16 protein-coding genes are annotated in these 19,474 nt (G+C 64.2%); 5 read left to right on the top strand and 11 right to left on the bottom strand.

From position 1 onward, the window contains the following. Nucleotides 1-482 precede the first annotated feature (482 nt). From K309_RS0124905 to K309_RS0124895, 3 genes are all read right to left on the bottom strand, one after another. Complete coding sequence (locus K309_RS0124905; RefSeq protein ID WP_029048931.1) at nucleotides 483-2,102, bottom strand: ABC transporter substrate-binding protein; 1,620 nt, start codon at nucleotides 2,100-2,102, stop codon at nucleotides 483-485. A gap of 150 nt (nucleotides 2,103-2,252) precedes the next feature. Beyond that, a complete protein-coding gene (locus K309_RS37340; protein WP_035878346.1) occupies nucleotides 2,253-3,749 on the bottom strand; it encodes an aldehyde dehydrogenase family protein in 1,497 nt (498 codons plus the stop codon). A 446-nt stretch (nucleotides 3,750-4,195) separates the two neighbouring features. Further along, on the bottom strand, nucleotides 4,196-4,945 hold the full coding sequence (locus K309_RS0124895) for a cupin domain-containing protein (protein ID WP_029048930.1): 750 nt from the start codon (nucleotides 4,943-4,945) through the stop codon (nucleotides 4,196-4,198). Nucleotides 4,946-5,391: 446 nt separating this feature from the next. Between K309_RS0124895 and K309_RS0124890 the strand changes: the two genes are divergently transcribed. Further along, on the top strand, nucleotides 5,392-6,249 hold the full coding sequence (locus K309_RS0124890) for a GNAT family N-acetyltransferase (RefSeq protein ID WP_029048929.1): 858 nt from the start codon (nucleotides 5,392-5,394) through the stop codon (nucleotides 6,247-6,249). A gap of 130 nt (nucleotides 6,250-6,379) precedes the next feature. Continuing rightward, the gene (locus tag K309_RS40335; RefSeq protein ID WP_198030852.1) at nucleotides 6,380-6,538 is read left to right on the top strand and encodes a hypothetical protein; all 159 of its coding nucleotides are present in this window, start codon (nucleotides 6,380-6,382) and stop codon (nucleotides 6,536-6,538) included. A 98-nt stretch (nucleotides 6,539-6,636) separates the two neighbouring features. Here the strand turns inward: K309_RS40335 and K309_RS0124880 are convergent, their stop codons facing one another. The 6 genes from K309_RS0124880 to K309_RS0124855 all read right to left on the bottom strand — a co-directional run bounded on the left by K309_RS0124880 (nucleotide 6,637) and on the right by K309_RS0124855 (nucleotide 14,092). Continuing rightward, nucleotides 6,637-6,960: a hypothetical protein gene (locus K309_RS0124880; RefSeq protein WP_156914449.1), complete on the bottom strand. Its 324-nt coding sequence runs from the start codon at nucleotides 6,958-6,960 to the stop codon at nucleotides 6,637-6,639. A 216-nt stretch (nucleotides 6,961-7,176) separates the two neighbouring features. Then, the gene (acs, locus tag K309_RS0124875) at nucleotides 7,177-9,159 is read right to left on the bottom strand and encodes an acetate--CoA ligase (protein WP_029048927.1); all 1,983 of its coding nucleotides are present in this window, start codon (nucleotides 9,157-9,159) and stop codon (nucleotides 7,177-7,179) included. A 146-nt stretch (nucleotides 9,160-9,305) separates the two neighbouring features. After that, on the bottom strand, nucleotides 9,306-10,421 hold the full coding sequence (locus K309_RS0124870; protein WP_029048926.1) for a porin: 1,116 nt from the start codon (nucleotides 10,419-10,421) through the stop codon (nucleotides 9,306-9,308). Between the two features lie 223 nt (nucleotides 10,422-10,644). Then, complete coding sequence (locus K309_RS0124865) at nucleotides 10,645-11,574, bottom strand: 2-hydroxyacid dehydrogenase (protein ID WP_029048925.1); 930 nt, start codon at nucleotides 11,572-11,574, stop codon at nucleotides 10,645-10,647. Nucleotides 11,575-11,653: 79 nt separating this feature from the next. Continuing rightward, nucleotides 11,654-13,273 (bottom strand): ABC transporter substrate-binding protein, encoded by a 1,620-nt coding sequence (locus tag K309_RS0124860; protein ID WP_029048924.1) that lies wholly within the window; start codon nucleotides 13,271-13,273, stop codon nucleotides 11,654-11,656. Between the two features lie 153 nt (nucleotides 13,274-13,426). Next, nucleotides 13,427-14,092 carry a haloacid dehalogenase type II gene (locus K309_RS0124855; RefSeq protein ID WP_029048923.1) on the bottom strand — a complete coding sequence of 222 codons (666 nt, stop codon included), beginning with the start codon at nucleotides 14,090-14,092 and terminating at the stop codon, nucleotides 13,427-13,429. Between the two features lie 510 nt (nucleotides 14,093-14,602). Here K309_RS0124855 and K309_RS0124850 point away from each other — a divergent pair. The 3 genes from K309_RS0124850 to K309_RS0124840 are packed head-to-tail and all read left to right on the top strand — an operon-like array spanning nucleotide 14,603 to nucleotide 17,537. Continuing rightward, on the top strand, nucleotides 14,603-14,977 hold the full coding sequence (locus K309_RS0124850; protein ID WP_029048922.1) for a (2Fe-2S)-binding protein: 375 nt from the start codon (nucleotides 14,603-14,605) through the stop codon (nucleotides 14,975-14,977). Then, on the top strand, nucleotides 14,974-16,374 hold the full coding sequence (locus K309_RS0124845) for an FAD/NAD(P)-dependent oxidoreductase (RefSeq protein WP_029048921.1): 1,401 nt from the start codon (nucleotides 14,974-14,976) through the stop codon (nucleotides 16,372-16,374). Before K309_RS0124850 ends, K309_RS0124845 begins: the two co-directional genes overlap by 4 nt. After that, complete coding sequence (locus K309_RS0124840) at nucleotides 16,371-17,537, top strand: NAD(P)/FAD-dependent oxidoreductase (protein ID WP_029048920.1); 1,167 nt, start codon at nucleotides 16,371-16,373, stop codon at nucleotides 17,535-17,537. Before K309_RS0124845 ends, K309_RS0124840 begins: the two co-directional genes overlap by 4 nt. Nucleotides 17,538-17,652: 115 nt before the next feature. Here K309_RS0124840 and K309_RS0124835 read toward each other — a convergent pair whose 3' ends face one another. Together K309_RS0124835 and K309_RS0124830 are read right to left on the bottom strand one after the other, a co-directional pair. Next, nucleotides 17,653-18,006, bottom strand: a complete 354-nt coding sequence (locus K309_RS0124835; protein ID WP_029048919.1) for a cupin domain-containing protein — start codon at nucleotides 18,004-18,006, stop codon at nucleotides 17,653-17,655. Nucleotides 18,007-18,036: 30 nt separating this feature from the next. Then, nucleotides 18,037-19,218, bottom strand: coding sequence for a M20 aminoacylase family protein (locus K309_RS0124830; protein WP_029048918.1), 1,182 nt, complete (start codon nucleotides 19,216-19,218; stop codon nucleotides 18,037-18,039). Nucleotides 19,219-19,474: the final 256 nt, after the last annotated feature.

Genomic DNA, 19,474 nt, shown 5'->3' with positions numbered 1-19,474 from the left:
CCGGGCAGTACCGCCGTGATCGCGAAGACGATGGCCGAGACGGCCAGCAATGAGATCAGCGCCAGCCCGACACGCCGCGACAGCAGACGAAATATAAACACATTCATGAGGTCTCCTTTCTAGTTGATCAATCAGGCCGTGACTTCCGTGGTTCGGGGCATGGTTCGCCCCATCAGGTCGCTCACGGCATCCCGGACGAGTCCGTCTCGCCAGCGCGCGAGCGGACCACTGCCAGGATCGGCATTCTTCAGATGGCCAATGGATGGATCCGAATCCATACCGGCGGTTCACGCCGGCAAACTGGACGCGGCAGGTGGCGACGGGCTTGTTCCAGCCGCGTCGCCGGGGGAAAAATCTATACCTGACTTGAATCTGCTTCAGAAAATCTCGCGTGTAAGGGTCTTGTCTCAGAGACGTCGATGCGCGGGCGCAGGCGAAAATACGGTCCGTGCCTGGAACGCGGCCATTCCAGCCTCCTCTGGTCAAGCGTCGAGCCAGACGTGCTCGGCAAACGAATAGCCCATCAGACCGCCCAGCGGGATGGGCGACAAGCCCTTGAGCTTCGTTGAATGCGCGTCGATGCTGGACAGGAACAATGGGATACCGATGCCCGCCTCCGCATGAATCATGGTTTGCATATCGGCATACATCTGCTTGCGTTTGGCGAAGTCAGTCTCGGCGCGCGCACCGAGCAGCAGCTGGTCGAACTGCGGGTTCTTCCAGCGCGACTCGTTCCAGGGCGCGTCGGACTTGAAGAACTGGGTGAGGATCGTATCGGCGCTGGGTCGCGGATTCACATTGCCGAAGCCAACAGGGCTGTTGAGCCAGTGGTTCGACCAGTAGCCATCGGCCGGCATGCGCTTGATGTCGAGTTCGAGGCCAACGCGCCGGGCAGCCTGTTGCAGCATCAGCGCCATCTCGACCGAATACAGCGCCGCCGGCGACGTCACCACCGGCACCTTGCCCGTCACGCCGGCCTTGCGCAGATGGAACTTCGCCTTCTCCGGATCGAACGGCCGTTGCGGCAGTTCCTTGAAATAGAAGCGGTTGGTGGGATCGATGGGCTGGTCGTTGCCAATGACGGCATTGCCGAGTGCGATCGCCTGTTTCATCTGCTGCCGGTCCAGCAGATACTTCATCCCCATGATGAAGTCCGGGTTCGTGCCGGGGCCAACATCCTTGCGCAGGATCAGGTCGGTATATTGACCCGATCTGGTGATCAGCAGCCCGTAGCCAGGGGTGCCCTTGATGCGGGCTACGGCGCGCGGGTTCACCATGGCCACCAGATCCATTTCGCCCGACAGCAGCGCATTGACACGCGCACTTTCGTCAGCGATGCCAACGAACTCGATCTCGTCGAGGTACGGCTTGCCTGGCTTCCAGTACGCGTCGTTGCGCACCGCAACGGTGCGTACGCCGGGCCGGAACTCCTTGATCTTGTAGGGTCCGGTGCCAATGCCCGCGCTGAAGTCGGTGGTGCCGTCCTTGACGATCTGGAAATGAGACGTCCCGAGGATCACCGGGAGATCGGCATTCGGCTGAGTCAACACAATCGTAACCTCGCCGGGACCGGTGGCCTTGACGCTCTCGATCTGCTCGGCCAGCACCTTGCCCTTGGAAGCGGTGGCCGGGTCCTTGTGACGCATGACCGAGTACACCACGTCGGCGGGCGACAACGCCTTGCCGTCATGGAACGTCACGCCCTTGCGCAACGCAAATACCCAGGTCTTTGCATCGGTGGTGTTGAAGGACTCCGCCAGCGCGGGGCGCGGCGTCAGGCTGGCATCGAGCGAGGTCAGGCCGTTGTAGACCATGTTACAGCGCACATAGTCATTCTGGTTCGCCTGCTTGGCAGGATCCAGCGTATCGGCCGCAGATGCCGTGCCAGCGGCCACGCGGATGCGTCCGCCGCGCCGGGGTGTCTGCGCATGAACCTCGACCGCCTGGCTGGCCAGGCTACCGGCCAGCGTGGCTTGCATGCCGCCCGCCAGCAGCATCTTCAGCACATCGCGCCGGGTGGCGCCGCGCTTGAGGCCATCCAGGACACGAAGGCTTTCACCGGGACCGACAAGGCTTGCAAACTCGTTACAGCGATCCTTCATGGTGGTACTCCTGGTTTGGTGGGCAGGCCCAAGCAAAAGCGTTGATGTGAGGCGATTTAAGCATGCGTCCCCACGCCATTTATCGGGAAATGGGCGAATACGACGCGTAAAAGATGCGGTTTTCAAAAACCCAGACGGCAGTTCGTGCGGTCAGGAATGGTTGTCGTTACCCCTCGCGGCAAAATCGATCAGCACGCTCTTGAAGCGCAGGTTTGCCTCCACCGCCTGGCGCCCGAGATCCTTGCCGATGCCAGATTGGTGATAGCCGCCGGTCGGGATGACAAAGTCCGCACTGCGCCCATAGCGGTTGATCCATACCGTGCCCGCGGAAATGCCGCGCATCGCGCGCAGCGCCCGGCCGATATCGGCAGTGTGAACGCCTGCGGCGAGGCCATAGTGCTCGTGCGCGGCGAGCGCCAGACCCTCCTCTTCATCCTCGAAGGTTTGCACTGTCAGCACCGGGCCGAAGATTTCTTCCAGCACGGCAGGATTGTCCGCGCTCACGCCCTGGATCAGCGTGGGCTTGAAGAACGCCCCGCCCGGACCGCCGTCAACGAGGCCACCGCCGCAACGCAGTTCCGCGCCATTGCCACGCGCACGCTCCACGATGTCGAGGATGCGCGCCGCCTGCACCGCCGAAACAATCGGCGCCAGCGTGGTGGAATCATCCCAGGTCGCACCGGGTAGCAGGCCGGAGAAGCGCGCCACGATGCGCTCGACCAGCGCTTCGGCGATGCCGCGTTGCACAATCAACCTCGAGCCGGCGACGCATACCTGTCCTGCATTGCCGGTGATGGCGCCGGCAATGATGCCGGCCAGCCGGTCAAGATCCGGTGCATCATCGAATACAAGCTGAGGACTCTTGCCGCCCAGTTCCAGCGTTACGGGCTTCGGCCCCTGCAACGCGCAAGTCGCCATGATCGCGGCGCCCGTACGCGTCGATCCCGTGAAGGTCATTTTCGAGATCAGGGGGTGGCGCGTCAGCGCATCGCCCGTCGTCGCGCCGTCACCCTGCACCACGTTGAACAGGCCCGGCGGCAGGCCGGCTTCGATGGCCAACTGGGCGAGGCGCACCGCGGAGAACGGCGTCAGTTCAGAAGGCTTCAGCACCACGGCGTTGCCTGCGGCAAGCGCGGCACCGACCTTCCAGGACACCATCACCAGCGGGAAATTCCAGGGCGTGATCGCACCCACCACGCCATACGGCTCGGCTACCACCATGCCTAGGTGATCGTGCCGCGTGGCCGCCACCTCTCCGCCCAGCTTGTCGGCATACTCGGCGAAGAACCGCAGTCCCTCCGCCGTGAACGGTACATCCCATGCGGTAGCATCGCGGACCGGCCGGGTCGAGCACACGGCTTCGAGCGGCGCGAGGCCGCGCACGTCCGCTTCGATCAGGTCCGCCCATCGGCGCAGGACGCGGGCCCGTTCGCGCGGCGCCCGGCGCGCCCAGTCGCTGGTGCGCCAGGCCTTCCAAGCGTCCTGCACGGCAGCATCGACCGCCGCGGCGTCGGCCAACGGAAGCTCGGCATGCACCTGGCTATCAGAGGGACGCCGCACGGCAATACGGCCGGCATCGGGCACGAACTGTCCACCAATGAAATGGCCGGTGGATACGGCGACAGTGTGGGGGTCAAATACTTGCACGGAATGACGGGCGCTTTCAGGTCGGCGCCAAGGGTGGATTCATGCCTTCCATGCTAGACAAGAATGCCCAAGATTTATCCCGGTTAAGGACGGCGCTTCCGCATCGAATTGCAAAACTGACGCCCGGCGCAAACGAATCTTCCGAGTTAAGGAGAAACCCGAATGCTTTGGGGTTCTCTGGCACGTTTGCCCCGCCCGGATTGCACCAGCACGATGCCGCCCACTCAGTGTTGGGAACCGCTACCGCTCTGTTTCTGCGCGGTGCCAGTGATGAATGGCCTTGGGGCGTTGCGGCCGGCCGGTGTGCCTGGCGGACGTGGTCCGCTTTGGCAGGCGTAGCCGGCGAGTTCCGTCTTGTCCAAAAAAAAACCGCAGGCATCGCTGCCTGCGGGCAAGGCTTCACAAGGAAGCGGAGACCACCGAAGTACAACGGCAAGCCATCCCGCCTAGGCGGGCCGGAAGATTGCATAAACCTTGGCCACATGCTCGCGGCTTTCCCAACTGCATTGCGCGTGCTGCTCGACAAGAAAAATGTCACCTCGCGAGAACGTTCCGCGCCGGCCCGTCTCGTCTTCAAACGTCACACTGCCGGCCAAAAGATGCATCAGCTCATAGTGGGGATAGGACATCGCCCGGCGATGGTACGGCGTCGAATCCCAGGTGCCGCAGACGAACTGGGTGTCCTCGGAGCGATAGTCGGTGAAGTTGCGACAAGCGGGCGTCGGCGTGAGCAGCAATTCTGCGGCGGGCGTGCCCGTCGGCACCAGCGTCGGTGCTTCCGCGATCGGCAGGACCGCGCGCGCCCCAGGCTGGCTGATGCCGTAGCGCATGAAGATGACCGACACCGGGCCGTCAGCAGACCAGCTGAACTCGGCGTCATGCAACAACATGGCGCTGTTGCCCGGGCTCAATGCAACGGTACGGCCCTGCTGCGTCAGGGTCAACTTGCCCTCGCTGACGATGATGAATTCATCCGCCGGCTGTGCCATCACCGTCCCGGTGCCGGCATCAAGGGCGATGACGCCGACAGTGACCGGCCCCGGCGGCAGGTCCAACAAGCGGCGGCTGGACAGGAAGTCGTTTTCCGTGGATGGCCGGGGGAAGGGAATACCAAGGGCCTGATCTTGCGCAAACGCGCGCAGATCGACGAAAGAAGCGGGGGTGGCGCGCAACGTGGCGCCCTGCAAGCTCGACATGACCGGTTCTCGTGATTCGTGAGGATTACGTTGGTGTGGCTCGCGCAATCCTTTGATAGGAGGATATGGAACCGCGCAGCGCTGGCCGCGCTCAGAGAATTACAGCACCACCGCGCCTGCGACATATCGTGTTCAGATTGCCCGCAAACCTACAAACAGTTGCATTTGCACTCAGAATCGGCATGATTTGCTGCAGGTGGCCCACGGATACTGTCGGGCAGGCATCGGCCGTACCCGCATGCGCGAACGTGGCAGTGCGTACGCAAACCGATGGCACGCGCATGGTTTTAGCAATGGATGCGGTCTGACACCAGCTGGACAGCATAACCTCAGCGTCCCGATGCGGAAGTTGAGGGGAATATGTGGAATCGCATTTCACGGTCCGTTTCCCCGTCAAAGGCATATCGACCATGGCAAGATAGCTTTCGTACTTAAAGGAAGACGCCATGCCAAGCCACGACATCAATGAATCAGTGACCTACCGTGCAATGACCGAACAGGACGTGCCAGCGGCACATGCCTTGTCGCAGGCGCTGCGCTGGCCCCATCGGGCCGAAGACTGGCAATTCGTCCTGCGCCTGGGAACTGGCTTCGTCGCCGAAGAAGCCGGCGCGGTGATCGGCACCGGGCTATGTTGGACGCAGGGGCAGCAGGCATCGCTGGGAATGATCATTGTGTCATCGGCACATCAGGGCAAGGGCATCGGCAAGGAGTTGATGCGCCTTGTGCTCGAAGTGCTGGGCGACCGCACCACGCTGCTCAATGCAACCCCTGCCGGGCAGCCGCTGTATGAGCGCCTGGGCTTCGTCGCGACCGGCGCCATCCACCAGCATCAGGGCACGATGAACGCCGTCGGCCCGGTGGCACTGGCTGCAGGAGAACGGCTCCGCCCGTTCGAGCCGCGCGATATCGACGCGGTGACCGCACTGGCAAATCGCGCTACCGGCATGTTCCGCAGCGAACTGCTGAAGGCACTGCTCCCCATCGCCGAAACTGTCGTACTGGAACGCAATGGCGAAGCTATCGGATTCTCGATCTTGCGCCGGTTCGGCCGAGGCCATGTGATCGGCCCGGTGGTGGCCCCCGACAGCGAGCGCGCCAAGGCGCTGGTCGCCCACTGGGGAGCTGCCTGCGCCGGATCCTTCGTGCGCGTGGATGTCACCGGAACCAGCGGGCTGCAGGACTGGCTGGCGCAGGCGGGATTGCCTCAGGTGGACACCGTCGTGGCCATGGCCCGCAATGGCGTGCCGCAGGCCGACTCCACACTGCAGCAGTTTGCCCTGATCAACCAGGCGCTTTGCTGAGTCATGCCTCCAGCGGGCGCTTTCTTTTTAATTCGAAGAAATAATCCGAGGAATACCGAATGCCGAGCAGTCATGCCGCCGATCAATCATGGTGGGAGCGAGTTCGCGACCCTATCCCAGGCAACAGCCGTTGCTGAACCTCAACAACGCCGCGGTCAGCCCGCCGCCGCTCGTGGTCGAACAGGCAATGATCGACGCTTATCGGCTGATCAGCCAGAACCCGGACGTGAACATGTGGAGCAAGCTCGACACGGCGCTCCCTTCAAGAGCGATCTCGATGTATTCGTGAACGCACTCAGGCAGGTCGTCAGGCAACGCTGAGCCTGGCAGCGGTGGCAGCGTGGCGGGCTGTGTCGCCATGCCCCGCTCCGCCATGCGCATTCATTCTTATTGCCGGTACGACGCGAACTCGGAGACAAATGCCGGCGCTTCCTCCATGCGGTAACGCCCATCCTGACTCACGTAGTACATGATGCCGTGGCCCCTGCGTGCAAACGTCACGCAGCAGGAATGTTCGAAGCGTCCGAAGCGGGTGATGCCGATGCCCGGCGCATCGCGCCACTCCCATACGCGCTGTTCCTCGATGCAATCCAGAACGCGATGCTGCGTCCTGGGATGCATGGATGAATTGAGCATCATGCTGACATAGCCAAAGTCACCCAGCGCGGGATAACGCTCGCGCATCGCCGTCCAACGTTGCTTAGGAGACATTGGCGCTCTCCCGGTGCTGCCTGATCTTATCCGTCTGCTGCATTGCTTCTGCCTTCAGGTCACGGTTCCAGTGCCCTTGTTTGGTCCTTTCGCATATAGGTTCGGCTTGACGACTTTCGTCATCCGTTCCCGTATCTCTTCGCATGGCCGCTGCTGAATTGACCGGCAACCGCGCGGGCCTCGCTCATGGTGCGGAACGCCGGTCGGCGGGCGGGATTACTGCGCTTGTCTCAGTTGCTCGAGGAGCGCCGGATCTTCGAGGGTAGACAGATCCTGCGTGATCTCCTCCCCCCGAGCGATCAGGCGCAACAGGCGCCGCATGACCTTGCCCGACCGGGTCTTTGGCAGGTTGTCGGCAAAACGGATCTCCCTGGGCTTTACGATCGGGCCAATCTCCCTGGCCACCCAATCACGCAGCTCCCGGGCCATCTGCTGTGCTGCGTCGCCCTGGGGGCGGACATCCTTGAGCACCACAAACGCGCAGATCGCTTCGCCAGTTGTGTCGTCCGGCTTGCCGACCACCGCCGCGTCCGCCACGTGCTGGTTCGCTGCGAGCGCGGATTCGATCTCCATGGTTCCCATACGGTGTCCGGAGACATTGAGCACGTCGTCGATGCGCCCGGTGATGCTGAAATAGCCGGTCTTGTCATGGCGCACCGCGCCGTCGCCAGCCAGGTAAAGCTTGCCGCCAAGGTCCTGCGGGAAATAGCTGGTCCGGAACCGCTCCGGATCGCCCCAGATGGTGCGAATCATCGATGGCCACGGGCGCTTGATGACCAGGATGCCACCTTGTCCATGGGGCAGTTCATTGCCGGCTTCGTCCACCACGGCCGCCATGATGCCGGGCAATGGCAACGTGCAGGATCCCGGCTGCAGCGGCATCGCACCCGGCAGCGGGCTGATCATGTGGCCGCCGGTTTCGGTCTGCCAGAAGGTATCGACGATCGGGCACTTTCCGTTGCCCACGTTCTCGTGGTACCACATCCAGGTCTCGGGATTGATCGGTTCGCCTACCGAGCCGAGCAGGCGCAGGCAGGACAGGTCGTACTGCGCGGGATGCACGGCCGGTTCCTTGTCGCAGGCCTTGATCAGCGCACGGATCGCCGTCGGGGCCGTATAAAAGATGGTGGCGCGATGCCTGCTTGCCATCTCCCAGAACCGACCTGCATCGGGATAGGTCGGCACACCTTCAAACACGATCTGGGTTGCACCGACCGCAAGCGGACCGTAGGCAATGTAGGTGTGGCCGGTGATCCAGCCGATGTCGGCGGTGCACCAGAACACGTCCGAAGGCTTGATGTCGAAGGTCCACTTCATCGTCAGCATTGCCCACAGCAGATAGCCGCCGCAGGCATGCTGCACGCCTTTGGGCTTGCCGGTGGAACCCGAGGTGTAGAGGATGAACAGCGGATGTTCGGCGTCGACCCATTCCGGCTCGCAGGATGCGTCCCGGCCGGCGACCAGGTCATCCAGCCACAAGTCGCGCCCGGCGACGAAGCCGATGTCGGCGCCCGTGCGCCGGTAAACGACGACGCGCCTGACCGTCTCGCAACCGCCCAGGCCCAACGCCTCGTCTACGATGGCTTTCAGCGGCAGGCACTTGCCGCCGCGTACCTGCTCGTCAGCCGTGATCACCGCCACCGCGCCGGCGTCAATGATGCGCTCGCGCAGCGACCTGGCCGAGAAGCCGCCGAACACCACCGAATGCACCGCACCGATGCGCGCACACGCCTGCATCGCGGCAATGCCTTCGATCGACATCGGCATGTAGATCACTACGCGGTCGCCCTTGCCGATGCCAAGCGCACGCAAGCCGTTGGCAACCTGGCAGACCTTGGCGTGAAGCTGCGCATAGGTGATCCGGCTGACCTCGCCGTTGTCCGCCTCGAAAATGATCGCGGTCTTTCCGGCATTGCCATTTACCAGGTTCCGGTCCAGGCAGTTGTACGAGACGTTCAGTTCGCCGTCCTCGAACCAGCGGTAGAAGGGAGCATGATCCTGGTTCAGCGTCTGGGTAAACGGCTTGTGCCAGCTGATGTTGTCGCGCGCATGCCGGGACCAGAAGCGTTCGTAGTCCTCTTCGGCCTCGGCGCACAGGGCCCGGTAGCCTTCCATGCCGGAGATTCTGGCGTGTTCCACAAAATGCACGGGGGGGTGAAAGAGCCCGGAGTCCTGGTTCAACGGGGCGATGTTGGACATGGCTATATCTTTGAGCGAATGGAAGGCTGTCAGCTGATTGAAGATTGCACGCCGATCAGTTAGCGCGCTGTTTGTGCTGACGGATCGAGGCCTGACCCCGGGGATTCAGCTTGCGCCCCCGGGGTCGGCGCGAATGGGATGTGCGTTCAGAACTTGTGGCGAATGCCAACGATCGCGCCAAACTGGTTGGCACCCGGGCGAACCGCTTCGCTGCTCGCACCGAGCTGGTCGTTGAACCCGACCACACCGAGATTGGATTTGCCGCGGTTCAGCGAGTACGCAACCGAAGTGTAGATATCGGTGCGCTTCGACAGCGTATAGTCGACCAGCGCGACGAACAGCCACGGATTCCCGGCATTCCCCTCACGCAGGTTCTGGTAGTACGCAGAGCCGGTCACCGACAGTGCCGGCAACACCTGGTAGCCAACACCGAACCAGCCGAGGTTCGACACCGTGTTCGTCACGGCAACGCCAGGCAGCGTAGCCCCGTTGAACGCATGCGCGTAGCGATATCCTGCGTAGAGCTTGGCCGGACCGAGTGTGTAGGTGCCGGCCACCGCGGCTCGGCGAATCAGGCTATCGGTCGAAAGCGCGGTGGGGGCGGACCGGTTAGACTGGTCGTAGATGGCGCCGACCGAGAACGGGCCGCCGTCATAGCTGAGCGCCAGCGAGTACGAACGTCCATTGGTGAAATTGCCTGCCACCTCCTGGTTGTTGCTGTTGAGGCTGTACAGGGCCGTCACGCTCAGTCCGCCGAACTTGCCCATATACTTCGCGGAGTTGTCGGCGCGCGCTCCGCCCATGTATGGGTCCTGCGCGCCGGAGGAATAACGGGCCGCGATGGCCATCGGGTCGTAGTAGACGCCAAAGTCAAAGAACGGGGTCGTGTGCCGGCCCAGCGTCAGCTGGCCCCATTGGTTCTTCAGGCCAACGTAGGCTCCCCGTCCGAACAGACGGCCGCCTTGTCCCGACGTGCCGGTATCAAGGTTGAACCCGCTTTCGAGCAGGAAAATACCGCTCAGTCCCCCTCCCAGGTCTTCCACGCCGCGCAATCCCCACCGCGATCCGGACTGATTTCCCGACTGCATGGCCCAGAGATTGTGGCTCTGCGCGCCGGCCGGCACGGTGCCGGTCGAAGCCACGGCGTGGTTGAGGTACTCGATACCCACATCGGCAACCCCGTACAGGGTCACGCCGGACTGCGCGTATGCGCCGGAACCAGCCAGCAAGGCGGCGGACATGGCCAGGAGCTTCAATTTCATGAAATCGTTTCCTCGAATGATGGTAAGCAGATTGTTTGCCTTTCTTGGAATGGCTCGGCAAATTCTGCTTTGCTTTTTTTTAACGCCCACAAATACGCAACAATCCTGCTGTTGCAAATCTATCCCTATCTATTTTTTTTTGCTTCCGCCAGACCACACCATGGAATTCTTGATTCACTGTGTGTGAGCTTATGCCGTGCTGATTTATCGGCGCCGCGCGCTCTCAATACCCTCGAGCGCGATCGACCAGCCCGATGAGCGGCGCGCCGCGCTCAAAGCGGCGGATATTGTCCAGCACGGCCCTGGTGGCCGTAACAGGCCGCGTAACACTGGCAATATGCGGCGTGATCCAGACCTTGGGGTGGCGCCACAATGGATGGTCGGCCGGGAGCGGCTCCGGGTATGTCACGTCAAGAATCGCGTCACCGAGTTGACCTGTATCGAGGGCCGCCATCAGATCGGCAGTATTCAGGTGTTGCCCACGCCCGACGTGCACAAGCCCGGCTCCGCGCGGCAATGCGTTGAACACGCGGCTCCCAAGCATCCCGCGCGTTTCCTCCGTCAGCGGTAACAGGCAAACCAGGATATCGGTGCGCGCGAGGAAAGCGTCAAGGGACTCGGCGCCAGCGAAGCACGTCACGCCTTCGATGCTGCGCTGCGACCTGGCCCACCCCGCGCAATCGAATCCGAACAACCGCAGGCGCTCCAGCAGCGACTGCCCCAACGCGCCCAATCCCAGCACGCCAATGCGCCGCTCATGCGCGGCCCGGACCTGCAGCGGGTGCCACGAGGCCTGGGCCTGTTGCCGGCGATACGCCGGCATATCCCGATGCAGTGCGAGGACCGAGAACACGGCGTACTCCACCATGCCTTCGACGATACCCGGATCGATCATCCGCACCAGCGGCACGTCGGCAGGGATCGCGCTCAGGTCGAACTGGTCGATGCCGGCGCCTGTCGAAAACACTACCTGCAGGTTGGGCAGGCGTTGCTCCAGGTCGTCGGGCGGTACCCAGGCCGCCAGGTATCTGACCTTTTCCGGATCGCCGATGTCCGGCCAGATGCGGAACTCGAGATCCGGTTGCTCCCGCGCAAAGATCTCAGCCCACTGCCGGCCCCGCACCGGATCAGCCTTGTAAAGAAATGTGCTCACGTGGTCAGTCTCCTCTGTTCGATTGCCTTGTCGGCGCAGGTGAAGGGCGGGAGCCGGCAGCACCTCGCCATCTCCCACATCACGCGTCAAGCCAGACGTGCTCGGCGAACGAATAGCCCATCAGGCCGCCAAGCGGGATCGGCGACAAGCCCTTCAGTTTCGAGGAATGTGCATCGACGCTGGCCAGGAACAAGGGGATACCGATGCCCGCTTCCGCATGGATCATCGTCTGCATGTCGGCATACATCTGCTTGCGCTTTGCAAAATCCGTCTCCGCCCGCGCGGCAAGCAGCAATTGGTCGAACTGCGGGTTCTTCCAGCGCGATTCGTTCCACGGTGCATCGGACTTGAAGAACTGCGTGAGAATGGTGTCGGCACTGGGGCGCGGGTTCACGTTACCGAATCCGACGTGGCTGTTGAGCCAATGGTTAGACCAGTAGCCGTCGGCAGGCATGCGCTTGATATCGAGGTCCAGCCCCGCACGCTGCGCGGTCTGCTGCAGCACCATCGCAATCTCCACCGAGTACAGGGCGGCCGGCGACGTCACCACCGGCACCTTGCCCGTCACGCCGGATTTGCGCAGATGGTACTTTGCCTTGTCCAGATCGAAGGCGCGCTGCGGCAGATCCTTGAAGTAGAACCGGTTGGTGGGGTCGATCGGCTGGTCATTGCCGATGACGGCGTGGTCGAGCGCGATGGCTTTTTTCATCTGCTGGCGGTCCAGCAAGTACTTCAGCGCCATCACGAAGTCGGGGTTAGTGCCAGGGCCAACGTCCTTGCGCATGACCAGGTCCGAGTACTGTCCGGATTGCGTGATCATCACCGAGTAGCCTGGCGTACCCTTGATCCGGGCCACGGAGCGCGGATTGACCATGCCCACCAGATCCATCCCGCCCGACAACAGCGCGTTGATACGTGCACTGTCGTCGGCGATCCCCACCAGCTCGATCTCGTCGAGGTGGGGCTTGCCCGGCTTCCAGTAAGCCTCGTTGCGCACCACCAGCGTGCGCACCCCAGGCTTGAATTCCTTGAGCTTGTATGGCCCCGTTCCGATGCCGGCAGAGAAGTCCGTGGTACGGTCCTTGACGATCTGGAAATGCGAAGTCCCAAGGATCGCCGGCAGATCGGCGTTGGGACTCGTCAATACCACCGTGACCTCGTTCGGGCCGGTGGCTTTCACGCTCTCGATCTGCTCGGCCAGCACCTTGCCTTTGGAAGCGGTGCTTGGGTCCTTGTGGCGCATGATCGAGTAGACCACGTCGGCCGGCGACAATGCCTTGCCGTCGTGGAAGGTCACGCCCTTGCGCAGTGTGAAGACCCACGTATTCGCATCCGTCGTGTTGAACGATTCGGCCAGGGCGGCCCTTGGCGTCAGGCTCGCATCGAGCCAGGTCAGGCCGTTGTAGACCATGTTACAGCGCACATAGTCGTTCTGGTTCGACTGCTTGGCCGGGTCGAGCGTATCCGATGCGGCTGCCGTGCCAACGGCCACGCGGAGTCGGCCGCCCTTCCTTGGCGTCTGCGCGTGGGCCGTGACGGCCGCGCCGGCCAGGCTCCCTGCGAGCGTGGCCTGCATGCCTCCCGCCAGCAGCATCGCAAGAACGTCACGCCGAGTCGCGCCGCGCTTGAGCAGGTCCATCACCCGAAGGCTATCGCTGGGACCGACAAGCTTTTCAAACTCGTTGCGGCTATCGTTCATGGTTGTGCTCCTGATTGGTCTAATAAGAGAGAAACCGCTGCGGGGAAACAGCGAGGGGCGAAAGAGTATGCGCAGTGAAAGCACAAGGCTGGCCAAGCCGGTCCTTGAACCGGTCCTTGGACTGGACAGACAGGCCAACAGCGGGAAGGAACCTCAGAGACCCACTACGCCAGGCAGGCCAGCGATATCCTGAATCTCGGTGTACTGGTACGCCGGGTTGCCAGGACCATGGCCACGGTTCACGAACACCTTGTGCACGACGCCAATGTCATGGGCCGACATCAGGTCGTAACGCAGGCTCGACGACACATGCAGCACGTCCTCGGGATTGCAGCCGAGCGAGTCGAACATGTATTCGAAGGCCTTCAGGCGCGGCTTGTACGCCTGGGCCTGCTGCGCGGTGTAGACCCGGTGAAACGGCGCACCGAGCATGGCCACATTCTTCTGTATCTGGGCGTCGGCGGCATTCGACAGGATCACCAGCGGGATTTCCCTGGCCACTTTGGCCAGCCCCGCCGGAACATCGTCGTGCGGACCCCACGTCGGCACGGCGTCGTAGTACTGTTGGCCATCGCTGTCCAGGTACTGGATCTTCCACTTCTTGCACAGGCGGCGCACGGCATTCTTCAGCACCACTTCGTAGGGTTGCCAGTCACCCAGTACCTCATCGAACCGGAAGGCGCTGAAGTCGGCGATGAAGTGCTCCATGTGTTCCGTCGAAATCCGATCGGCAAACAGTTCGCGCGTCATCTCTGCCATGCGGAAGCGCGTCAGCGTGCCATAGCAGTCGAAGGTGATGTATTTTGGGCGGAACGTCATGGCTTCTGATCCTCAATGGTGGGTTCCAGGGAACCTGCGTTGTTGCGCGCAGAAGAGAGTCTTGATTCCGAATGGATTAAAGCACGCAGGTGCTCGGCGTTTGTTGGGAAGATCGCTCGCGGCACGCGGTGAAACTGCGGTTTGTCAGGGGCGCTGCGGCATGTCCTGCGGTATGCACCGACGGTGGGCGCCAGACCGTCCATGACGCACCGCTAGCGCGCTGCAGCAAACGCGGATCAACATGGGTCCGGACAGATTTTCTTCGACTGGCAGGCACGTTCGCACTTCCGGCAGGCGTCCGTGCGATCGCATCGCCTTGCAAGGCGCGACCGCCCGGCGCCCGGCACGACATTCGGACTAATCGCGCCACAGATCTTGCTGCCGCAACCCACATAACAGCAGCATGCTCCGTCCAGCGCCCTCAATGCAGCACCATGCCGCGCCATAGCGCTCCTAAACTTCAGGAGATTGTTGTTCCGACAGTCCCGTCATACTTTCCGAGCAAACGCCATGCCCGCTCTTTCTCCACCGCTGCCTGCGCGCTTCGTCCGGCTGGCAGAATCCGACCGCCTTACCATCACGCTGCGCATCGACGGCGTCGCCGCCACTGCGCTGGCCGGCGACACGCTGCTGGTCGCCTTGCTCACCCATGGCCGGCGCGTGCGCGACAGCGAGTTCGGCGACGGCCCCCGCGCCGGCTTCTGCCTGATGGGCGCCTGCCAGGACTGCTGGGTCTGGACCCCCGCCGGCGAGCGCCTGCGCGCCTGCTCCACCCCCGCCGAGGCCGGCATGGAGGTGCTGACACGCCCGCCCGCGCACCACTGGCCCGCGACGCCGGACCTGCAGGAATCGCTCGCACGCCATCGCCAGGGAGCCGTCGCATGAACGCGCCCGCATCCTTTCCGCGCATCGTCGTGGTCGGCACCGGGCCTGCCGGCGTGCGCGCGGCCCAGGCCCTGGTGCAGGCGGGCCTGCGCCCCACCGTGGTCGACGAAGGCCGGCGCGACGGCGGACAGATCTACCGCCGCCAGCCTGACGGCTTCAAGCGCTCTTACGCCAAGCTCTATGGCACCGAGGCGGCCAAGGCCCAGGCACTGCACCGCGATTTCGACGCGCTGCGCGGGCGCATCGACTACCACCCCGACACGCTGGCATGGAACCTGACCGAGGGCGAGTTGCACGTGGTGCGCGACGCGCAGCCCCTGGCGCTGCCCTTCGATGCGCTGCTGGTGTGCTCGGGCGCCACCGACCGGCTCATGCCGGTGCCGGGCTGGCACCGCGCCGGTTGCTACAGCCTGGGCGCCGCGCAGATCGCGCTCAAGGCCCAGGCCTGCGCCATCGGCTCCCAGGTCGTCTTCCTCGGCAGCGGGCCGCTGCTCTACCTGGTTGCCTCGCAGTACGTGCAGGCTGGCGCGCATGTGGTCGCGGTGCTCGACACCGCGCCGGCCACCCGGTCATGGGCGGCCATCACCGGGCTGCTGGCGCGACCGCGGCTCGCGCTACGCGGCCTCGGACTGATCCGCGCGCTCAAGTCGGCCGGCGTGCCGGTGCTGCAGGGCGTGACGCCGCTGGCCATCGATGGCTCCGAGCAAGCGGGTGTACAGGGCGTCACCGTGCGCGATGCACACGGGGGCACGCAGCGCTTCGCGTGCAACGCCGTGGGGCTGGGCTGGCACCTGCGCGCCGAGACGCAGCTGGCCGACCTCGCGCGCTGCGAGTTCGCCTTCGAACCCGTGAGCCGCCAGTGGCTGCCGCGCATCGACGTCGATGGCCGCAGCAGCACCCGCGGCGTCTACCTGGCCGGCGATGGCGCACGCATCCTGGGCGCCGATGGCGCCGAGGCCGCAGGCCGGCTCGCGGCGCTGGCGGCCTTGGCCGACCTCGGGCACGCGCGCGGCCGCGACCTCTATCGCAGCGAAGCCGCGACGCTGCGCCGCACCCTCGACAAGATGGACCGCTTCCGCCAGGGCCTGGCCCGCGCCTTCCCGTGGCCGCACGCGCAGGCCGCCACCCTGCCCGATAGCGCGGTGGTGTGCCGCTGCGAGGCGGTGACCGCGGGCGAGCTGCGCCGCTGCGTGACCGAGCTCGACAGCCAGGAAGTCAACCGCGCCAAGGCCTTCAGCCGCGTCGGCATGGGCCGCTGCCAGGGCCGCTTCTGCGGCCATGCCGCGGCCGAGATCGTGGCGCACACCTGCGGCATCCCGGTCGAGCAAGTCTGCCGCCTGCGCTCGCAGGCACCGGTCAAGCCGCTGATGATGAATACCCGCGAGGTGAAGGCATGAGCAGCACGGCAACCCGCACCCATGACGCCGACGTGCTGATCCTCGGCGGCGGCCTGATGGGCACCACTACCGCTCTGTTCCTGCGCCAGCATGGTCTCTCGGCCGTGCTGCTCGAGCGCGAGCTGATCGGGCGGCAGGCCAGCGGCACCAATTTTGGCAACGTTCGCCGCCAGGGCCGCGCGCTGCACCAGATGCCACTCGCCAACCGAGCGCGCGCCGTCTGGGGCCGCGTGAAGGAATTGCTGGGCGAGGACCTCGAGTTCGTCCCCTACGGTCACCTGCGCGTGTGCTACACGGAACAGCAGGCGGCCGTGCTCGAACAGCATGTCCGTGACGTGAAGCCGCTCGGGCTGGACCTGCAGCTCTACACCGCCGAACAGCTGCGCCAGCGCTGGGGCATTTTTGCGCCCGGCATCGTGGCCGGGTCCTATTCGCCGCAGGACGGCCATGCCAACCCGCGCCTGGCCGGCCCCGCCTTTGCGCGCGCCGCGCGCCGCGCCGGCGCGCAGGTTGTCGAGCATGCCGAGGTGATGCAGGTAGAGCACGACGGCGGCGGCTTCCTTGCCCACACCGCCGATGGCCGGCGCTTTCGCGCGCCACAAATGCTGGTGGCCTGCGGCGCATGGTCCAACCGCATGGCGAGCCAGTTTGGCGAAGCCGTGCCGCTGGACGCACGCGGGCCGCAGATGGGCGTCACCGAGCCGCTGCCCTATGCCATCGGTCCCTCGATCGGCATCTCGTCGCCGATTGAGCTCGAGGGCCTGTACTTTCGCCAGGTCGCGCGCGGCAACATCGTCTTCGGCGGCGGCCTCAAGGGACCCGCGCTGATCGACCCCATCCGTGCCTACGTCAAGCCCGACAACGTTCTGCGCCAACTACGCGAGCTGCGCCGCTTCGTGCCGGCCTTCGAGCATGTGCAACTGATTCGGGTGTGGAGCGGGATCGAAGGTTATACCGCCGACTTGCAGCCGGTGATCGGCCCGAGCACCAGGGTGCCCGGGCTGCATTACGCCTTCGGCTTCAACGGCGAAGGCTTCGCGATCAGCCCGGGCGTGGGCGAGACCATGGCCGAGCTGATCACCACCGGCCGTACCTCCATTCCGCTCGAGCCGTATGCCATCGGACGCTTTGCCGGCGCGCGGGCGCTTCAGGAAACCAGCTGACACAGTATGCATCGCAATCGGCTGCATTGCTCGTCGCAACGGGCGACGCGGTTTGCTGCGAGGACGATAGGCGGAACCGGCAATATTTCGCTTCCGCCTGAAACTTCATCAGGCCTCAGTCCGACAGCACCACGAATACCTTGCGCAGCGTTTCTGTCACGTGCCACTCGCCGGTCGTGTTAGCGGAAAAGAAGAGCGTATCGCCTGCACGGACCTGCTGCGGCTGCCCATGCGTGGGCGTGAACGTACAGGCGCCAGCGAGGATGTGCATGACCTCGGCATTGGCGATCTGGCGCTCGAACCGCCCCGGCGTGCATTCCCAGAGTCCGGCTTGGTTATCGCCGGCGCCGTCCAGATCGACGTCGATGCCGCTGAGCTGGGCCGGCGGCTGGGTGAGCGGGCGTGCAGGCGTGCCCTGCTGTGCGAAACCATCGACGGTGGCCGATTGGCGGATGATGGTGATAGGCATGAGTACTCCAGGTTAGGTCAGGGGAAAACGTTACGCGGCAACCAGCGCGCGCCGGGCGACTTCGCAGAACCAGCGCACCCCGAGTGCCAGCGCGTCGTCGTTGAAGTCATAGCAAGGATGGTGCAGGGGCCGCTCGCCATCCGGACCCGGTTCGGCGCGACCCTGACCCAGCCAGAGATAGGCGCCGGGCTTGCGCTGCAGCATGAAGGCGAAGTCCTCCGAGGTAAATGCGGCGCGCGGCGCCATCTGTGCCTGCAAGCCGACGGCACGTGCCGCATCCAGCGCCAGCGATGCTTCGCCAGGGCTGTTTACCGTGGCCGGGTAATAGCGGTCGTAGTCCACTTCAACCTCGGCGCCGCTCGCCATCGCGACGCCTTGGGCCATCGCACGCAGGGCCGTCTCGATCCGGTCCTGCGACGCGGCATTGAAGCTGCGCACCGTGCCGGTGATCCGCACCTCGGCCGGTAACACGTTGTGGCTATGGCCACCTTCGATCCGCGTGACTGACAGCACGGCGGACTCAGCCGGATCGATGCGGCGCGCGACGATGGTGTGCAGTTGCGACACGAGGTGGCTGGCAGCAAGGATGGCGTCTGCGGTATGGTGCGGCTGCGCGGCATGTCCTCCGCGCCCGCGCAGCACGATATCGAACCGATCTGCTGCCGCCATGATCGCGCCGGGCAGCGTCTGCGCATGGCCCAGCGGCAAGTCCGGCCAGTTGTGCAAGGCATAGACGCTGTCACAAGGAAAGCGCTCGAACAGGCCGTCATCGATCATGCGGCGGGCACCGCCCTTGCCCTCTTCGGCAGGCTGGAAGATAAAGTGAACCGTGCCATCGATGCCGCTGCGCGCGAGTTGGCGAGCCGCACCCACCAGCATGCTGGTATGGCCATCATGCCCGCAGCCGTGATGCTTGCCGGGCGTGCGGCTGGCATGGGCTACGCGGCCCAGTCCCACCATCGGCAGGGCATCCATATCCGCGCGCAAGCCCACGCTGCGTGTGCCACGACCGGCGCGCAGCGTGCCCACCACACCGGTGCCGCCAATGCCCTCGTGCACCGCGAGACCCAGCAGGCGCAGAGACTGCGCCACGATGCCGGCCGTACGGTGCTCCTCGTAAGCCAGCTCCGGATTGGCGTGCAGGTCGCGGCGCAGCGCCACGAGGTCCGGCAGCAGATCGGCTACCGGTTCGGCGATGCGTTGCCAGGTCACGGGCGGGTCCCCGCTGTAGCGACATGTCTGGTCCCCGTAGAAAAGGGATGCAGAGGCAAGACTTCGTGACTGCGAAAGGCCATTGGCGCGATCCTGAGAGGGGTGCGGAACAGAGAGGGAGGGCAGCAGCCAGGCAGTGCTGCATCGTTCCTAGGTTAAGAGCAGTAGCACCAACGATTGTGGCGATCGCGGGGGGGCGTACCGCAGTGAATTGAGTTCTGCTCCACCGCGCGAGCAGATTGTTGGGCTCCCGTGC

Origin of the sequence: Cupriavidus phytohabitans, assembly GCF_000426345.1 — a bacterium.
Taxonomy (GTDB): Bacteria; Pseudomonadota; Gammaproteobacteria; order Burkholderiales; family Burkholderiaceae; genus Cupriavidus.
This window is presented reverse-complemented; position numbering and strand designations above follow the sequence as displayed.